Annotated in this window: 12 protein-coding genes and 1 pseudogene; 6 read left to right on the forward strand and 7 right to left on the reverse strand. The window is 58.0% G+C overall.

Translation table 11 applies throughout. The annotated features are described in order from the left end of the window. The first annotated feature begins 3 nt into the window (after positions 1 to 3). The gene (locus WT60_RS04560) at positions 4 to 684 is read left to right on the forward strand and encodes a DedA family protein (protein WP_060355484.1); all 681 of its coding nucleotides are present in this window, start codon (positions 4 to 6) and stop codon (positions 682 to 684) included. 83 nt (positions 685 to 767) lie between these two features. Here the strand turns inward: WT60_RS04560 and WT60_RS04565 are convergent, their stop codons facing one another. From WT60_RS04565 to WT60_RS04600, 7 genes and pseudogenes are all read right to left on the reverse strand, one after another. Continuing rightward, on the reverse strand, positions 768 to 1,580 hold the full coding sequence (locus WT60_RS04565; RefSeq protein ID WP_060355485.1) for a mechanosensitive ion channel family protein: 813 nt from the start codon (positions 1,578 to 1,580) through the stop codon (positions 768 to 770). A gap of 129 nt (positions 1,581 to 1,709) precedes the next feature. Next, the gene (locus WT60_RS04570) at positions 1,710 to 2,288 is read right to left on the reverse strand and encodes a plasmid pRiA4b ORF-3 family protein (RefSeq protein WP_060355486.1); all 579 of its coding nucleotides are present in this window, start codon (positions 2,286 to 2,288) and stop codon (positions 1,710 to 1,712) included. 1 nt (position 2,289) lies between these two features. Continuing rightward, positions 2,290 to 3,788, reverse strand: a pseudogene (locus tag WT60_RS35535) (IS66 family transposase). 92 nt (positions 3,789 to 3,880) lie between these two features. Continuing rightward, positions 3,881 to 4,657 (reverse strand): IS66 family insertion sequence element accessory protein TnpB, encoded by a 777-nt coding sequence (gene tnpB / locus WT60_RS35645; RefSeq protein WP_348982042.1) that lies wholly within the window; start codon positions 4,655 to 4,657, stop codon positions 3,881 to 3,883. A 197-nt stretch (positions 4,658 to 4,854) separates the two neighbouring features. Continuing rightward, positions 4,855 to 6,282, reverse strand: a complete 1,428-nt coding sequence (locus tag WT60_RS04590) for a mannose-1-phosphate guanylyltransferase/mannose-6-phosphate isomerase (protein ID WP_060355489.1) — start codon at positions 6,280 to 6,282, stop codon at positions 4,855 to 4,857. Between the two features lie 396 nt (positions 6,283 to 6,678). Beyond that, a complete protein-coding gene (locus tag WT60_RS04595) occupies positions 6,679 to 8,694 on the reverse strand; it encodes a capsular biosynthesis protein (RefSeq protein WP_082759244.1) in 2,016 nt (671 codons plus the stop codon). Continuing rightward, positions 8,695 to 9,846: a glycosyltransferase family 1 protein gene (locus WT60_RS04600; RefSeq protein WP_060355491.1), complete on the reverse strand. Its 1,152-nt coding sequence runs from the start codon at positions 9,844 to 9,846 to the stop codon at positions 8,695 to 8,697. A gap of 176 nt (positions 9,847 to 10,022) precedes the next feature. On the opposite strand from WT60_RS04600, the gene WT60_RS04605 reads away from it, so the two are divergent. The 5 genes from WT60_RS04605 (at position 10,023) to WT60_RS04625 (ending at position 15,813) form a co-directional block, all read left to right on the forward strand. Continuing rightward, complete coding sequence (locus tag WT60_RS04605) at positions 10,023 to 11,186, forward strand: polysaccharide biosynthesis/export family protein (protein ID WP_060355492.1); 1,164 nt, start codon at positions 10,023 to 10,025, stop codon at positions 11,184 to 11,186. Positions 11,187 to 11,267: 81 nt separating this feature from the next. Continuing rightward, positions 11,268 to 12,815, forward strand: a complete 1,548-nt coding sequence (locus tag WT60_RS04610; protein ID WP_060355493.1) for a capsule biosynthesis protein — start codon at positions 11,268 to 11,270, stop codon at positions 12,813 to 12,815. Between the two features lie 6 nt (positions 12,816 to 12,821). Next, positions 12,822 to 13,604, forward strand: coding sequence for an ABC transporter permease (locus WT60_RS04615; protein ID WP_060355494.1), 783 nt, complete (start codon positions 12,822 to 12,824; stop codon positions 13,602 to 13,604). Beyond that, a complete protein-coding gene (locus WT60_RS04620; RefSeq protein ID WP_082759246.1) occupies positions 13,601 to 14,257 on the forward strand; it encodes an ABC transporter ATP-binding protein in 657 nt (218 codons plus the stop codon). Before WT60_RS04615 ends, WT60_RS04620 begins: the two co-directional genes overlap by 4 nt. Before the next feature lie 32 nt (positions 14,258 to 14,289). After that, a complete protein-coding gene (locus WT60_RS04625) occupies positions 14,290 to 15,813 on the forward strand; it encodes a glycosyltransferase family 1 protein (protein WP_060355495.1) in 1,524 nt (507 codons plus the stop codon). Positions 15,814 to 15,823: the final 10 nt, after the last annotated feature.

The raw sequence follows: 15,823 nt of genomic DNA on the forward strand, positions 1-15,823 counted from the left end.
CATTTGGAAACGCTGCTTCATTTCGTCAGCCTCGTCTTGCACATCGATGCATTTCTCGGCGATTTCATCCGGCAGTATGGCGCCTGGGTCTATCTGGTGCTGTTCCTGATCGTTTTCTGCGAAACCGGGCTCGTGGTCTTCCCGTTCCTGCCGGGCGATTCGCTGCTCTTCATCGCGGGCGCGTTCGCGGCGACGGGCGAAATGACGCTCGCGGGGCTCATCGTGCTGCTGCTCGTCGCGGCGGTCGGCGGTAATACGGTCAACTATCTGATCGGCCGCGCGATCGGGCCGAGAGTCTTCAGCACGCACATTCCGGGGCTCGAGCGCTTCCTCGATCGCGCCGCGCTGCAAAAGACTCACAACTTCTACGAGCGGCACGGCGGCAAGACGCTCGTGCTCGCGCGTTTCATCCCGGTCGTGCGCACGTTCGCGCCGTTCGTCGCGGGCGCATCGGCGATGAGCTTCGCGCGCTTTCAGCTGTTCAACGTGATCGGCGCGCTGATCTGGGTGCTGCTGCTCGTGTTCCTCGGCTACTTCTTCGGCAACATTCCGTTCATTCGCCATTACCTGAACGTGATCGTGCTCGTCGGGATCGGCGCGGCGGTGATTCCCGTCGCGATCGGCGCGCTGTGGAAGGTCGTGCGCGGGCGTCAGGGCGGCACACAGAAGACGGACGGGCGCTGATCGGCGGTGCGGCGTTCAGAGCGCAATAAAAAAGCGTGGCGGCTGCCACGCTTTTTTTCGTCCGTGCGCGGGGCGCGGCGCGGTTATGCGTTGCGACGCGAAATCGGCGTTTCGGGCGTCGGGTATTGCGCGTCGCGGAACGTTTCGAGGATCACGCGGTTCGTGTCGCAGTACACCTGCCAGTAGTTCGCCGGCTGCGTGGACGGGCGCACGAACAGCAGCGGGCCTTCCGGCGTGAACTGCAGCACGCCGACGTCCGGCGCCGGATTGGTCAGCACGTTCGGGATTTGCTGGATCGACACTTTCAGGCGGTTGATCGCATCGACCGCGTCGACGCTGTTCGCGATTTTCGCGGTCAGGTCGACGCGGCGATGCGCCGTCGCGCTATAGTTCGCGATGTTGTCCGAGAAGATCTTGTTGTTGCCGACGATCGTCACGATATTGTCAGCGGTGATGATCGTCGTGCCGAACAGGCCGAGCTCCTTCACCGTGCCGGTGACGCCGCCCGCGCTGATCACGTCGCCGATCTTGAACGGACGCAGCACTTGCATGAACACGCCGGCGGCGAAATGAGCGAGCAGGCCGCCCCAGGCCGTGCCGATCGCGAGGCCGAGGCCGGCGAGCAGCGCCGCGAACGACGTGGTCTGCACGCCAAAGATCTGCAGGATCGCGAGGATCAGCAGAATCGTCAGTAGCACGCTGACGACCGAGGTCAGGTAGTCGGCGAGTGTCGGGTCGACCTTGCCGCTGCGGCGTATGACCTTGCCGAGCAGGCGCGTGCCGATATGGATCGCCCAGCGGCCGACGAACCATAACGCGATCGCGGCGAGCAGGTTGAGGCCGAAATCCAGGCCGCGGGTCATTAGGAATTGTTGGGCGGTGTGCAGGTCGATCATGCGTTCTCCGAAGGCAAGAGTAAAAAGTGCGGCGCATGCACCGGGATTGGTGGCGTTTTTATAACCTCACCTTCGAGTGCTGGGCAACCTGCTTTGGGGGCAACCGTCCACTGAAGGCCGTGTTGACGCTCAGAGCTCGATGCGCTGAAGGCGGGCCTGGATGAGGTCGTGGTCGATTGCGGTGGGATCGAATGGCCCGCCATGCCAGTCGAGCATGTGTTCATGCTCGGGGTGCGCCGAGTCGGCGATCACCTCGAGGAACTCATCGTAGCCATGAGGGCCGCCGACATCTTCGGGCGGGCACGCATTGGCACCACCGAGGTATAAGGGATACAGACAGGTGTCTGTCGGCAGAACCTTTTCCACCTTGATCTTATGCTCCCAGTCGTCGCCGAAGTCATAGAGGTAACGCAGTGACGCCACATCACCCAGGCATTTGCCCAGCCTCGCACGGGCTTCGGAGATCACCGACTCGCCGAGGCCGAACTCCCGATCGGGGATGCCGTAGCGTTCCCCCGCAATCTCGAACTCATGCAGATGACAGTCGGTCCAGCCCATCGCGGCTTGGATCACGCGATGCAATTTGGCAAGCGTGATCGTTTCCGGTATCACGACCCGGCGCCAGATCGACGGCTTGATTCTCGACAGCTCGATTTTCAGTTGCAGCAGTTGTGCTGATGAACGGGAAGTCGTTTTTCGTGCCGTCATCTCACGCGGCCTCTTGCAGGGCGGGTTGCATCTCGATGTTCCAGGGAAGCAGGTCTTCGACTCGGTTGATGGGATGCTCGGCGATGCGATCCAGCACCCGGCGCAGGTACGCTTCGGGATCGATGCCGTTCAGCTTGGCTGTTTCAACCAGACTGTACACGGCAGCCGCGCGCCGACCGCCGGAATCGGCACCGGCGAACAGGGTAGTTCTTGCGCCCGAGCGCAACGCCATGCAGCGCTCGCTCTGCCGTCGAGTTATCGATCTCGATGGCGCCGTCATCATAGTAGCGTACCGGTGAATCCCAGCGGTTCAGTGCATACCGTATCGCCGTCGCCGTATCCGATTTTCTCGACAGCGTTTGTGCGACCGCACCCGGCCATTCGTGCAGGGCTTCCAGCCGCAGCCGCGACTCGGCTTGCCGGACGCGACGTCGTTCGTCGGGCGGCTTGCCGCGAATCTTCGCCTCGATGGCATACAGCTCGCCGATGCGGCGCAATGCTTCGGCCGTCACGGCCGACGGTTGCGCCTGCTCCAGGGGTCGTAGAACTTCTGCCGGGCATGCGCCCAGCAGGCCGCTTTCACCACGTGCGCGGTGTCGTAGATCGCCTGGTAGCCACCATAGGCGTCGGCCTGCAGGACACCTCGGTAATGCTCCACGTGCGTTTATGGATGTTCCCCCTTGCGATTCTCGGTGTAAGCAAGCCACACCGCAGGCACGGCCTTACCCGCTGGCGGTCGATCGTCCCGCACATAGACCCGCCAGCGCCCAGTCCTGGTCTTGCCATGACCCGGTGCCAAGACCGGTACTGGCGTATCGTCGGCGTGCAGCTTCGAAGCCGCCGTGACGTGACGCCGGATGGCCTCGACGAGGGGCGTGAGTAACGCGCTGGCCGCTCCGAGCCATTCGGCCGGCGTCGCGCGCTCGAGCGTCACGCCTTCGCGCGCGTACATCACCGATTGCCGATACAGCGGCAGATGATCGCAGTATTTCACGACCAGCACGTGGGCCAGAAGCCCCGGTCCGGCCGGCCCCTGATGATCGGTCGCGCGTGCGCAATGTGGTCACAGTAGACATGCGCGTATTCCGGGCGCACATGTAGGATGACCTTGAGGCACGCAGGAACGTGTTCGAGTTGTTCGCTGACGTCTTCATCCGGCCGCTTCACCGGGCCGCCACCTCAGCACATGCCGCCGCGCCATCCGGGCGATACGTGTGGACTTCGCGCGGCAATTGCTGCGGGCAGTGTCACACGCTTGGAAGGCGCGCGATTCGTTACCCGTTGCGTCAGTGCATCCGGCGACGCGGCCCCTTCGTCGGCCTGTAGTTCATCCAGGCGCAATTCGAGTTGCGCGATTTCATGGTCGAGCTTCTCCGACTTGCGACCGAATTGCTGGCGCTTGAGCTTGAGGACCACCAGCTTCAGGTGATCGATCTCGGTGCTGCGGGCGTCGAGCGCAGCTTGCTGCGTGAAGATCGTCTCCTGCAGACGCACAGGCATCGCCTCGCATTCGTTCAGCAGGGCTTGAAAAGTATCGATGGTGGACGCGGCATGCGAGGGCATGCCAAGAGCTTACGTGGGCGCGGACTCGTTTACGAGCCCGATTCCGGACGCCACGTCCGTTCGGGACGGCGCCTGTCGATGCCTTCGAGCGGCATCGACAGTTGTGCCTGCGAGAGCGATACGGTGCCGCCCGTCGCTCGTGGCCAGATAAAGCGTCCCCGCTCAAGACGCTTGGCGAGCAGGCGCATACCATCCTCAGTCCACCACAGCGCCTTCACGAGATCGCCGCGTCGGCCTCGGAACACAAATATGTGCCCGCTGAACGGATTCTCGGCTAACGCCGTCCGCACTTTGGCTGCCAGCCCGTTGAAGCCGCAGCGCATGTCCGTGACACCTGCCGCGATCCAGATGCGGGTGCCCGCCGGCAGGCCGACGACCGAAGTCAGTCCCGACGGGATCATTGACGCAACGCCGCCAGCACCGCGCGCACCGTTGCCGGTTCGGTGGCATGGCGCGATGCGCACGACCACATCGGCGAAATGCACTTCGATCGTACCGTCGAACAAGGCAGCTTCGGCTGGCGCGGCCGCTGGCGAACCGTGGTGTGCCTCGTCCAGTGGCGTTATCGGCGCCGCGTCGACGACCGAAACCGGGGGCATCGCGGGCGTCGCGTCCGGTATGCCGAATAGCCCAGCCCGATATTGCCGTCGCCGTCCGAACGACAGATTGGCATTGAGGCCGTGTTCGAAGGCCAGCTTGGAGGCCGACACACCGGGCTCGCACGCCAGTTCTGTCAGGCGCCTCTTGAAGTCGATCGGATGGTTCGGACATCCCTTCCGGGTTGTCCGTTTCGGTTCACTGTCCAATTTGGTTTCCACCACTCATGTGATGAGAACCACTTTCGCGCGCTCCACGCATTCCCGCCAGACGGTGCTCGAAGGACGCTTACCTTTGGGGTGCAGCGCGCAATGAAAAACGGGCAGTACGCGTTAGCGTACTGCCCGTCTGGCAGCGGACGCTGGATAGTCGCCTGTCGCGACGCGCGCTTTGATATTCGCGGTGGTTACGACGCAGCGCGGCCGTAGGTGTCCTCAAAGCGGACGATGTCATCCTCACCGAGATAGGCGCCTGACTGGACCTCGATCAATTCGAGCGGGATCTTGCCGGGGTTCCTCAGCCGATGGGTCGCACCGAGCGGAATGTAGGTCGACTGGTTCTCGGTCAGCATGATCTCCTTGTCGCCGTTCGTGACCATCGCCGTACCCTTGACGACGATCCAGTGCTCGGCGCGATGGTGGTGCATTTGCAGACTCAGCTGCGCGCCGGGGTTCACGATGATGCGCTTGACCTGGAAGCGATCACCCTGGTCGATGCCTTCGTAGGAGCCCCACGGGCGCACGACGCGGCGATGCGTGACCGATTCGCGGCGGCCGGAGGCATTCAGCCACTCGACGATCTTCTTGACGTCCTGGGCCTTGTCTCGATGCGCGACCAGCACGGCGTCGGCAGTTTCGACGATAACGATGTTGTCGAGGCCGAGGGCGGCAACCATCCGGTGTTCCGCGCGGATATATGAATTCTTGACGGAGTCCGTGAATATATCGCCGACGAGGGCATTACCCAGCGTATCGACGTCCGCGATGTCCGCAAGTGCGCTCCACGATCCGATGTCGCTCCAGCCTAGATCGGTCGTTGCGATGACAGCCGCACGTTCGGTCCTTTCCATGACTGCGTAATCGATCGAAACATTAGGGCACGCGAAGAATGCGTCAGCGTCGAGACGAAGAAAATCGTTGTCGCGCTTGGCTGAAGCGAAGGCGAGTTCAACCTGACGGGCAATCTCCGGTGCATGGCGATGCAGTTCTTCCATGTACGTGGATGCTTGCAGCATGAACATGCCGCTATTCCAGTAGTATCCGCCGTCCTTGACAAAACGCTCAGCGGTCGACGCGTCGGGCTTTTCTACAAACGCATCGACCTTGAAGGCTTTTCTGCCGTCGGCAAGGACCTGGCCGCGCCGGATATAACCGAAGCCGGTATGCGCCTCCGTCGGTGTGATGCCGAAGGTGACGAGATGCTTGTCTGCTGCGATTGCTGCTGCCTCGCTGGCTGCTGTGATGAATGCCGATTCGTTGAGGATAACGTGGTCCGATGGCAGTACCAACAACAGCGCATCGGGTGAGTCGTGCATGGCAAGCAACGCGGCGATTGCGACGGCGGGTGCAGTATTGCGGCCGACCGGCTCCAGCACGATCGATGACGGTGTGATATTGACCTGACGGAGTTGTTCTGCGACCAAGAAACGCTGTTCGTTGTTAGTGATAACGATAGGTGCAGCTGTATCTGGAATGTCGCGCAGGCGGAGCGCGGTTTGCTGGACCAGGGATCTATCGCCAGTCAGTTTTAGATACTGCTTGGGGAAGCCGCCGCGCGACATAGGCCAAAGACGCGAGCCGCTGCCACCGCACAGGATGACCGGATGAATGTTCATGGTATGTGGTCCTGGATTTCCCTACTGACGTACATGTTGCCGTGCATTGCGAAGTCGACGACTTCTCGTCGATCTTGTGATTGTGCCACTGGCCACGGGAGTAGCGGGGCAGCAGTGTCTGTACTTGATAGGCCGGATAGTTGAACGGTGACGCGGCGATTGTCGCATAGACCGGCAGATTACGCCCACCAGTGCGGATACGCACAACGTGACGCTCGTTGTGTCGAGAGGCGTCCATGACGCCTGTTCTGCTCATACCGATGCCACGTCTTGTTCTTTGACTATGTCGCCAAACGATCGCGTGGTCGTTCGGTGTTCACGCCAGTACCGATCAGGTTTGGGGGCAGACAGATCCTACATGGCCATGATTTTCCTCACGCGGTTGCGTCGGTGTCGCTATTTTCTGCATTGCCAGAGGAGATGGCGTAGGCAGCTTGCAATCCAGCGGGACGCTTTCCGAAACGGTCGCAGGCGATCGCCGCGGATACTCGTCAGCGGTCGCGCTGCAGGAATTGCCAGTTGCCGGACAATGAGTTCGGGCGAAGCAAACATTCGGAGAGACCAATCCCAGTAGATCGGATAGCGCAGCAACACGCCGGCTGCCAGCATATCAAGAGAAAGTGTGCGTTTGCGCCAGGGTTGAGCGAGTGCATCCTGTGTCAGGCCCCATCCCGCATAGAAGGGGAGGCCATAGGTATGCACGGCCTTTCCGCGGATCAGAGCGTCGAAGCCGGACAGTGATGAAAGTGTGTGGATCTCGTCGGCCACTTCTATCAACGAGATCAGGTCGGAATCCTGTTCGATCAGGTCGGCCCATGCATTTACCTCGATTGTTCCCTGACGATTGCCAGACAGGACATCCGGGTGAGGCTTGTAGACGATGAAGGCATCCGGACGCCTAGCGCGAACTTCGCAAAGCAGATCTTCCGCGGTCGTGATGCCGCGCGTGCCGAGCCGGATGGAGGCATCGTCTGCTACCTGACCGGGTACGAGTACTACGCACTTGCCCGTGGGGGGCGACCATGTTGGCTTGCGGCGACCGAGGTTGTACTTGGTCAGACCTAGGCGGGCGATTTCGCGGCGCAACCTGTTCGCCCGGACGAGTTCGGCATCACCGAAGTCGGTTTCGTTCAGAATGGTGGTGAGATCGCTCGGCCGATCAGGATCGAAATAGAGGCCGCTTCGATCGATGACCTGGCTGTACGGCGCCACATGATCCGAGCCGAGGCCGGTCGAATGCAGGAATCCGTCTTCGATGCGTATGATCTTTGTGCCGGGCGGCAAGTCGTTCGTGCTGCGCGCCCCCCAGAACGCGGCGTGCTCGCCTTCGCGCAGATGACTTGCCTCGCGAATCCACCTCAGCGTTCCGCCGCCGGCCGTGAGGTACGGGGTTGCGAATGGACGCTTCCACCATTGAAAGCGTACGCCGGCCACCTGCTGCAGATCGGCGAATCGCCGGCGAACGGTGTTTTGCAATTCGATGGCGTCGAGTAGATCGTCGATGCGACCGAGAGCATGCGTGGCGGGATTCAGGTAGCGAGCAAAGCGCAGAAAGACGACATCGAACAACGCCGCGAGTGTTGGTCGCGCATTACGGCCGGGCAACTGAACGGCATCGTCGGTTAGGCCCCAGCCGGCATAGTATGGTGCGCCGAACACATGAACTCGTCTCCCGGCCAGCAGTGCCTGCATTCCCTCGGAGGCGCCTACCGTGTAGACGTGGTCGACGTGCCCTAGCGCGGCGCATAGTGATTCGTGCTCACCCAGATGGTGCATGTCGGGAGGGAGGATGTCGGCCGCGGACGCCGATAGCCAAGTACCGGAGCCACTATCTCTGGTGCGGGCGAGCCAAAACTTGGCATCCGGATGGGCAGTGCGAGCAGCACGGATCATCCGCTCGAATGCTCTACGGTTGTTGCTCGTCGCAATGGCGCCAATCCCTTGCGAATATTTGCGCTCGTCGATCAGCAGCACTCGGATTTCGTCGGGCAGTCGAGATGGCGCACGGAATTCCGACACACCGTCGCGGCCTCGTATTGCGTGATTGATGAGGACGCGTCTCATCAACTTGGCAACGGCCGCTGCGGTACCTGCAGTACAGTCTTGCTCAAGTGCCGCATCGAGCGCTTTCACGAATGCATCCGGTCCGGCGTTGGTGACCGGTGCAACGAACCACGAGAGAAGCGGCGTTCCGGTCGGTACTTCTGCCCAGATCGGGCCGGACCATGCTGCATGAGTCTGGGCGCCGCATGAGTGCGCGATACTCAATGCCATTCGGCCAATTTTCCGGTCTATCCAAATGTACTCGCGATCGGTGCCTGACGAACGCTTTGGCCGCCGCCTGCATAGGATGCGAACTGGACTCAGTAAGGTGTCTGACCAGTTTCGACGCGATGCAGTGGATCGGGTCATTTAGCTTAGCGTGTCGAGAAAGGCATCGACGCGTTCGAAGTGGTCGACCCACGTCGGTTCGCGGAAGTGCTCAATTCGGGCGAGTTGCGCAGTGCGTTCGTGGCTATCGTCTCGAGCGTAGTTGCAGATGCTGGCAGCCCACCCTGGGCCGTCGAGCGGATCCAGGTAATCGGGGACTTCTGCTGCGACTTCGCGGAACACGTCTAGGTTACTTGCAAGTACGGGTACGCCAAGCCCCAGTGCCTCGACAAGTGGCATCCCGTAACCCTCGACAAACGAAGGAAAGAGAAGTGCGCGCGCATGCTGCAACCAGGCGTGAAGCCGCTCGTCGGAGCAATTGGCTTCTTCGATCACCGTGCCCGGCAGGCTTGCGCAGCGTTCCAACATGTCGACGACATTCTCGCATTCCCAGCCTCGACGCCCGATCACGACCAGTTTCGGTGCGGCGTTCCCAAGCTGTTCGATTAGACGCCGCCAGACATGCAGGATGAACCAGTGATTTTTGCGCGGCTCGATTGTGCCGAGCATCACGAAGTAGGGGGCGTCAAGTAGGCGCTGGTGGGGTGGCTGTGGTTCAACACCCGAAGCGAGGTGCGCGATTGCGCATGGTGGCAGCGGCAGCGCTGCACTGGTTGCCTCTGCGGCGAGCGACTCCAGCGTCGCTCGGGAATTGGCGATGAGGCCGCTGGCGTACTCCAAAGCCGTATGAATTCGCCGCCGGTGCGTGTGTTCGACTCCTGGTCGAGTATATTCGGCATGAGTCAGCGGGATTAGATCATGGACGAGGAATATCGATTTAATACCGCGACTTGCTAATTTTTTATAATAGCGTGGGAATTCCATTCCACTGTGGCTCGTGTGCAACAGTATGCCATTTTGAAATCTTGTGTTGAAGGGTGCTTTCAGGCAAGCATGTGCTGCGAGTCGGCGTATCGCATTTTTGTTACCCGCTGATGACGTAAGCCACTCGAAAACAAGAACCGAATCTTTTTCCGACAGAATGACGAAAAAACCATGCTCGCTAAGTACGGCGCGCGCCCGGCTACCATAGTGCCGAATGTACTGCAACCCGACACGGTCCACTCCCGTTGGCAGTAGACCCTGGTAAAAGCGGGTAACGAGACGCGTGACGTCTAGGTAGATGATTGGCAAGCGCGAACTTCGGAACGTGCGATGGTTATTGGGGATGTGCTGATTCAGGGCGGGAGCGTCGGCCAATAGGTGCGTTTTGCCGTGTCAGCTTGCTTGGGTAAATTTTATCGCCGGCGCTCAGTTTACCGGAAGGTATGCGACAATGCGCGAGCTCATAGGTTCAGCAACTATAAACAATGTCGCGTCCATTCTGCAAAATGTTTTTGATCGCGTGTGCCATGGGCGCGGTCACGCTTGCCGGTTGTTCAAGTATTCCTACGTCGGGGGCCAGTGGCGCGCAAATCGCGCGGGCGTCGGAGAGCCCATCCGGTATTCAGATCGTCGATGTGACGGAGGACGTTGCGCGCCAGCTGTTTGCTGATCGAAGTACGGCAGACTTCGTGACGGCGCTGGGCGGCGGCGCGTCGTTTCGGCAACAGTTGGGCGTCGGCGATACGATTCAAGTGTCAATTTGGGAGGCGCCGCCGGCCACGCTTTTTGGTGCGGCTCAGTCGGAAGGGGGCTCGGCGCCGGCGAACGCGCGCGTGACGGTGCTTCCCGATCAAGCTATCGATGGCGACGGCAATGTCGATATTCCGTTTGCAGGTCAAGTCAAGGCAGCCGGCCGCTCGCCTACGCAGTTGGCGCGTGAAATTACAGCGCGACTGAAGAGTATGGCGCATGATCCGCAAGTGCTCGTGAAGCTTTCGCGCAACGAGACGTCATATGTAACGGTTGTGGGTGATGTTGCGGAAAGCGCTCGTATGGCTCTGACCGCTCGGGGTGAGCGCCTCCTTGATGCATTGGCGAGCGCGGGTGGGGCGAAGCACCCAGTTGACAAAGTTACGATCCAGGTAACGCGCGGCAAGACTGTGGCCTCGTTGCCGCTCGACATGGTTATCCGTGATCCGCGGCAGAATGTTCTGCTGCATGCGGGCGATGTGGTGACTGTACTGTTTCAGCCGTATAGCTTCACGGTACTCGGTGCGACGGGCAAGAATGACGAAATCAATTTTGAAGCGAAGGGCATCACGCTTGCGCAGGCCCTTGCACGCGCTGGAGGCCTGCAAGATTCACGTGCCGATGCGCAAGGCGTATTCATCTTCCGACTTGAAGATGCCAAGGCGCTGAAATGGCCGACGGCTCCTGTGCGTACGACTGCAGATGGAAAGGTGCCTGTTGTGTACCGCGTGAACCTTCGCGATCCGAATTCGTTTTTCGTGGCTCAAAGCTTCAAAGTTGACAACAACGATCTGTTGTACGTCTCGAATGCGCCGATTGCCGAACTTCAAAAATTCTTGAATGTTGTGTTCTCCGTTGCGTATCCGGTGATTACCGGCGTTCAGACAGTCAGGTACTGATGGCGGCGCTGCAGATGATGGGTGCCGTTGCCGACGGTAGGGGCATGTGTTCGTTGTTTCGGGGGGTGATCGAGTAACACTATGAATGGCGTTGCATTTGCTGACTTCTTTTCTGGTAATGATTTGCCGATGCTGGAATCGGTCATTGCTGTTTCGAACCCGCAAGCGGCGCTTGCTCGTGCCAGGGAGCGTTATTCGGACTGTTCGCCAGCGGTAGATACGCCGACTGCTCTGGGATACGTATTCAACTCGTGGCGTTTCCTGCTCGAGGCTGGCGACGGTCAGGTGCGCCTGCGCATTCAGTCGGAACTTGAGGGCACGGACCTTGAGCATCGTCAGCTCGTCTTGAGGTATTTGCTGACCGATGCGCGCGCATCGTCCATATCCGTCGACGAATTGCTCCCTGCGTCGTCGCCATACTCGGTGGGCGCGGCGGAGCTGGTTGATAATCCCAAATCCGCACTGCCGAAACGTGTCGCGATGGAAAGCTTCGATGCTTCAGCGCAGGAGTCGTCTTGGTTCTGGCGGGTTTGGACAATTGGGCGACTGAAGCTGACTCCGTTGTTTCTGGCGACGGTGGTGCTGCCGACTGCAATTGCTACTATCTACTATGGGCTAATTGCTTCGGATGTCTACATCTCGGAATCGCAGTTTATCTTGCGTACGCCAAAGCGATCGAGCGAACCGGGTTTGGGGGCATTGCTTCAGGGCGTCTCCCTATCAAAGACCAGCGACGACTCCAGTGTCGTTCAGGACTACATAAAGTCGAGAGACGCACTCGTCGTTCTCGAGCAGAAAATGCCTCTCAGAGAGGCATTTGGCAGTCGCTACGCTGATATCTTCAGTCGATTCCCGGGAGTGATCAGGCGCGACGGCTTCGAGTATTTCTACCGCTACTTCAAGAATCATGTTTCCGTCGATGCAGGGACTGCAACTGCGGTAACTACGCTACGCGTTCAAGCCTATACATCGAAGGACGCATATCTGATCAACAGATTCCTGCTTGAAATGGCGGAGAAGCGAGTCAATGAACTAAATGATCGCTCGCGTCAAGACTCGCTCCGTTACGCTCTTGCGGAGGTGGCGGGTGCAGAAGCCAAAGTAAAGGCTGCGTCGATAGCGTTGTCGAAATTCCGAAGCAAGGCGAGCCTGTTCGATCCGGATCGGCAATCCAATATCCAGCTGGAACTAGTAGCGAAGTTGCGGGGCGAGCTCATTGCCAAGCAGGCGCAGCTGTCGCAATTGCGAATGCTCAGTCCGCAGAATCCGCAGATCCCAAGTCTGACCGCGTCTATCGGTGCGTTGGAAGCGTCGATTGCGAGCGAGAAAGGGGGGGTGGCAGGAGAGAAAAATTCGTTGTCGGACCGTTCGGTCGAGTACCAGAGACTGGCTTTGGAGCAATCGTTCGGGGAGAAGCTTCTTGCCTCTGCACTGACCTCACTGGAGCAAGCCAGGGCAGATGCGGAAAGAAAGCAAATCTATCTGGAACGGGTCGCGGAACCGAACGAACCGGACGTCGCGATGGAGCCCAAGCGTGTTCGGAACATATTTGCCTGCTTCATTTTGGGGCTCGCGGCCTGGGGGGTGTTGAGCATGCTGGTAGCGGGTATTCGGGAACATCAGGAATAACGCGCCATGACAAATTTCGGCCGATCGTTGGCAGTTCAGCGAAGAGTGATATTCGCATTGCTGATGCGAGAAGTATTGACTAGGTACGGGCGTCACAACATAGGATTCTTGTGGCTATTTGTCGAGCCGATGATCTTCACGGTCGGGATTACAATTCTTTGGAATGCGACAGGAGCAACTCACGGATCGAATCTCCCTATTTCCGCGTTTGCTTTGACCGGATATTCGACCGTTTTGCTTTGGAGAAACATGCCCGGACGATGTAGTATGGCGGTCACGCCGAATTTGGCGCTGATGTACCACCGAAATGTCAAAGTTATTGATATTTTTATTGCTCGTATTTTATTGGAGGTGGTTGGCAATACCGCATCCTTTTTTGTGTTGATGATTGCATTTCATGCATTGGGCCTCGTTAGTTATCCAGAAGATATTCTCGAGGTAATGTCTGCTTGGGTCATGATTATCTGGTTTGGTGCGTCGCTTGGTTTTATCATTGGAGCATTAAGCGAGAAGACGGAACTTGTCGAGAAGCTTTGGCATCCGGTTACCTATCTGATGTTTCCGCTATCAGGTGCCATCTTCATGGTGGATTGGCTTTCGCCAACATTTCAAAAACTCGTCCTGTGGTTGCCCATGGTGCACGGAGTTGAAATGCTTCGCGAGGGCTATTTCGGTAGCCTCGTCGCGGCACATTATGATGTCGGGTATATGGCTTGCGCTTGCCTAGCCATGTCTCTGATTGGTCTCGCGTTGGTTCGCGACGTGGGTCGTGAGGTCACGCCAGAATGATTCGACTTACTCGAGTCAAGAAAACGTATCAGACGAAATCTGGACTGCGTACGGTGCTTGATGGCGTCGACGTCGATATAGGGAGTGGAGAAAAGATCGGTATTCTCGGTGGGAATGGCGCCGGGAAGTCAACACTGATTCGTATTATTAGCGGCGCTGAGAGGCCGACCGCGGGGCGTGTGTACCGGGGAATGAGTGTTTCATGGCCTCTGGCATTTGGCGGGGCGTTCCAGACTTCGCTCACGGGTATCGACAACCTTCGCTTTATATGCCGAATCTATGATGTGCCGGTTGAGGATAAGCTCCCGTTTGTGCGCGAATTCACCGAACTTGGCAGGTATCTTAATGAACCGGTCAAAACATATTCGGCGGGGATGCGGGCCAAGCTCGCCTTTGCTATTTCGATGGCGGTGGATTTCGACTGTTTTCTCGTCGATGAAGTCACGGCTGTCGGGGATGAGCGTTTTCGCCAAAAATGTCATGTGGAATTGTTTGAGAAGCGCAATTCAAGAGCAATGATTTTTGTTTCTCATGATCCGGGATTCATTCGCGCTAACTGTCAGAGGGCAACAGTTTTGCATGAGGGAAAGCTGTATGAATTCCCGGAAATGGATGAGGCATATCATTTTTATCGGGAAGTGCAACGCGTATAAGGCGGCAAATCTACCGGCAAAGAAGGGTTGCGATGAAAAATAAAGTGCGTGTATTGGTTGAGCTTCGGCCGGCGCTAGACGGGTATTCGGGCATTCCGCAGGAAACGCGCTTGTTGTTTCGTACGCTGCTGGGCCTTAAGAAGATGGCGGTTACTGGTTTGCTCCAGCAGGGCGGTCGCGATATTACGGCGAAGATGGTGCATGCCGCAGAGTCGGACCGTCCTGCCACGCAGATTCGCGCGATGTCCAAAATTGTTGTCTCGTTTACCGATGATGGGCGCAGAGGGGTCGCTGGGGAAATTTCACGTGCAATTAGTGCCGCAATACGAGGGATTTCGCTGCGAGTATCCGTTGTTGCTGGTTTTTCTGAAAAACTTGGTTTTTTCGCTCCGGCGGAATTTGAAGATTTCGTTTGGCGACGTTTCTTCGCGAAAACTCTCCCGGTTGACGACCGTCCCTACGTTCTGACTGCGCAGTATCGCATATTACCGCTTGCGATGGCGACATTGCATCGCCTCAAGATTTCGATATCTGGTTTGTTGTCGGTTAAACGATTCAAAAAAATCGAAACTCGGGATTTCGATATATTTATTTCACAGACCCCGTTTCCCGGTGTCTTGTCGTGCAATACCAAGCTCATTGTGCGATATCATGATGCGATACCGATTTTTCTTCCGCATACGATCAAGGATCGAGCTTTCCATCATGGCGCTCACTATGACGCGCTTGCGCGCAACGTCCATTCGGGGGCGTACTTTGCTTGTGTCTCGGCTGCTACTAGAAATGACCTGCTGAAAATATTTCCGGAAATCGAGGATCGTGCGGTTGTTATTCATAATACAGTCTCGCCGATCTATAGAGAAGTTGATTCCCCCAAGGAGTTAGTCAAAGATATTGTGTCTTCCAGGTTGTTTCGACCACTTGCGAAGAAGTACAAGGCGCTCAGTAGTAGTCATGTCGACATTTTTACGCGAAATCGATTGAATGCCAATCAGCAAGATTTCGAATACTTGCTCATGGTGTCAACAGTCGAGCCGCGAAAGAATCATACGTCGCTCGTTGCCGCTTGGGAATTACTTCGATCCCGTCACAATGAGGCGTTGAAGCTCGTACTCGTCGGGGATCTTGGCTGGGACTACGCCGAATTCGTTGATGCGATAGTGCCGTGGGTCGAGAAGGGGGAATTGTTCCTGCTGAGCAATGTAGCGGCCTCGGATTTGCGGGATCTCTACAAGCACGCGACGGTAACGATTTGTCCGAGTTACGCGGAAGGTTTTGATTATTCCGGCGTGGAATCGATGATGAGCGGTGGTGTCGTTGCTGCATCCGATATCCCGGTGCATCGGGAGGTCTATGAGGACGCCTGTATCTACTTCAACCCTTATTCTGTCGAATCAATTGTTGGCGGAATTCGTGAGGCGATCTCGTTGCGCAATGCTGCCGACACATTTGCCGAGTACCGTCAGTGCGCGAAGCGAATTTCGGCCCGCTACACGGCCGAGGCCATTTCGCCTCGGTGGGACGAGTTTATACAAAGCGTTGGTTCGGCTCCTTGAGATTCGAAAA

Origin of the sequence: Burkholderia sp. MSMB617WGS (genome assembly GCF_001532025.2) — a bacterium.
Classification (GTDB): Bacteria; Pseudomonadota; Gammaproteobacteria; order Burkholderiales; family Burkholderiaceae; genus Burkholderia; species Burkholderia savannae.

What these genes read in the sequence shown, in the direction of transcription:
- WT60_RS04565 (WP_060355485.1), bottom strand. Translation starts at nt 1,580, where the DNA reads ATGATCGACCTGCACACCGCCCAACAATTCCTAATGACCCGCGGCCTG.
- WT60_RS04570 (WP_060355486.1), bottom strand. Translation starts at nt 2,288, where the DNA reads ATGACGGCACGAAAAACGACTTCCCGTTCATCAGCACAACTGCTGCAA.
- WT60_RS04590 (WP_060355489.1), bottom strand. Translation starts at nt 6,282, where the DNA reads ATGAACATTCATCCGGTCATCCTGTGCGGTGGCAGCGGCTCGCGTCTT.
- WT60_RS04595 (WP_082759244.1), bottom strand. Translation starts at nt 8,694, where the DNA reads ATGACCCGATCCACTGCATCGCGTCGAAACTGGTCAGACACCTTACTG.
- WT60_RS04605 (WP_060355492.1), top strand. Translation starts at nt 10,023, where the DNA reads ATGTCGCGTCCATTCTGCAAAATGTTTTTGATCGCGTGTGCCATGGGC.
- WT60_RS04610 (WP_060355493.1), top strand. Translation starts at nt 11,268, where the DNA reads ATGAATGGCGTTGCATTTGCTGACTTCTTTTCTGGTAATGATTTGCCG.
- WT60_RS04615 (WP_060355494.1), top strand. Translation starts at nt 12,822, where the DNA reads ATGACAAATTTCGGCCGATCGTTGGCAGTTCAGCGAAGAGTGATATTC.
- WT60_RS04620 (WP_082759246.1), top strand. Translation starts at nt 13,601, where the DNA reads ATGATTCGACTTACTCGAGTCAAGAAAACGTATCAGACGAAATCTGGA.
- WT60_RS04625 (WP_060355495.1), top strand. Translation starts at nt 14,290, where the DNA reads ATGAAAAATAAAGTGCGTGTATTGGTTGAGCTTCGGCCGGCGCTAGAC.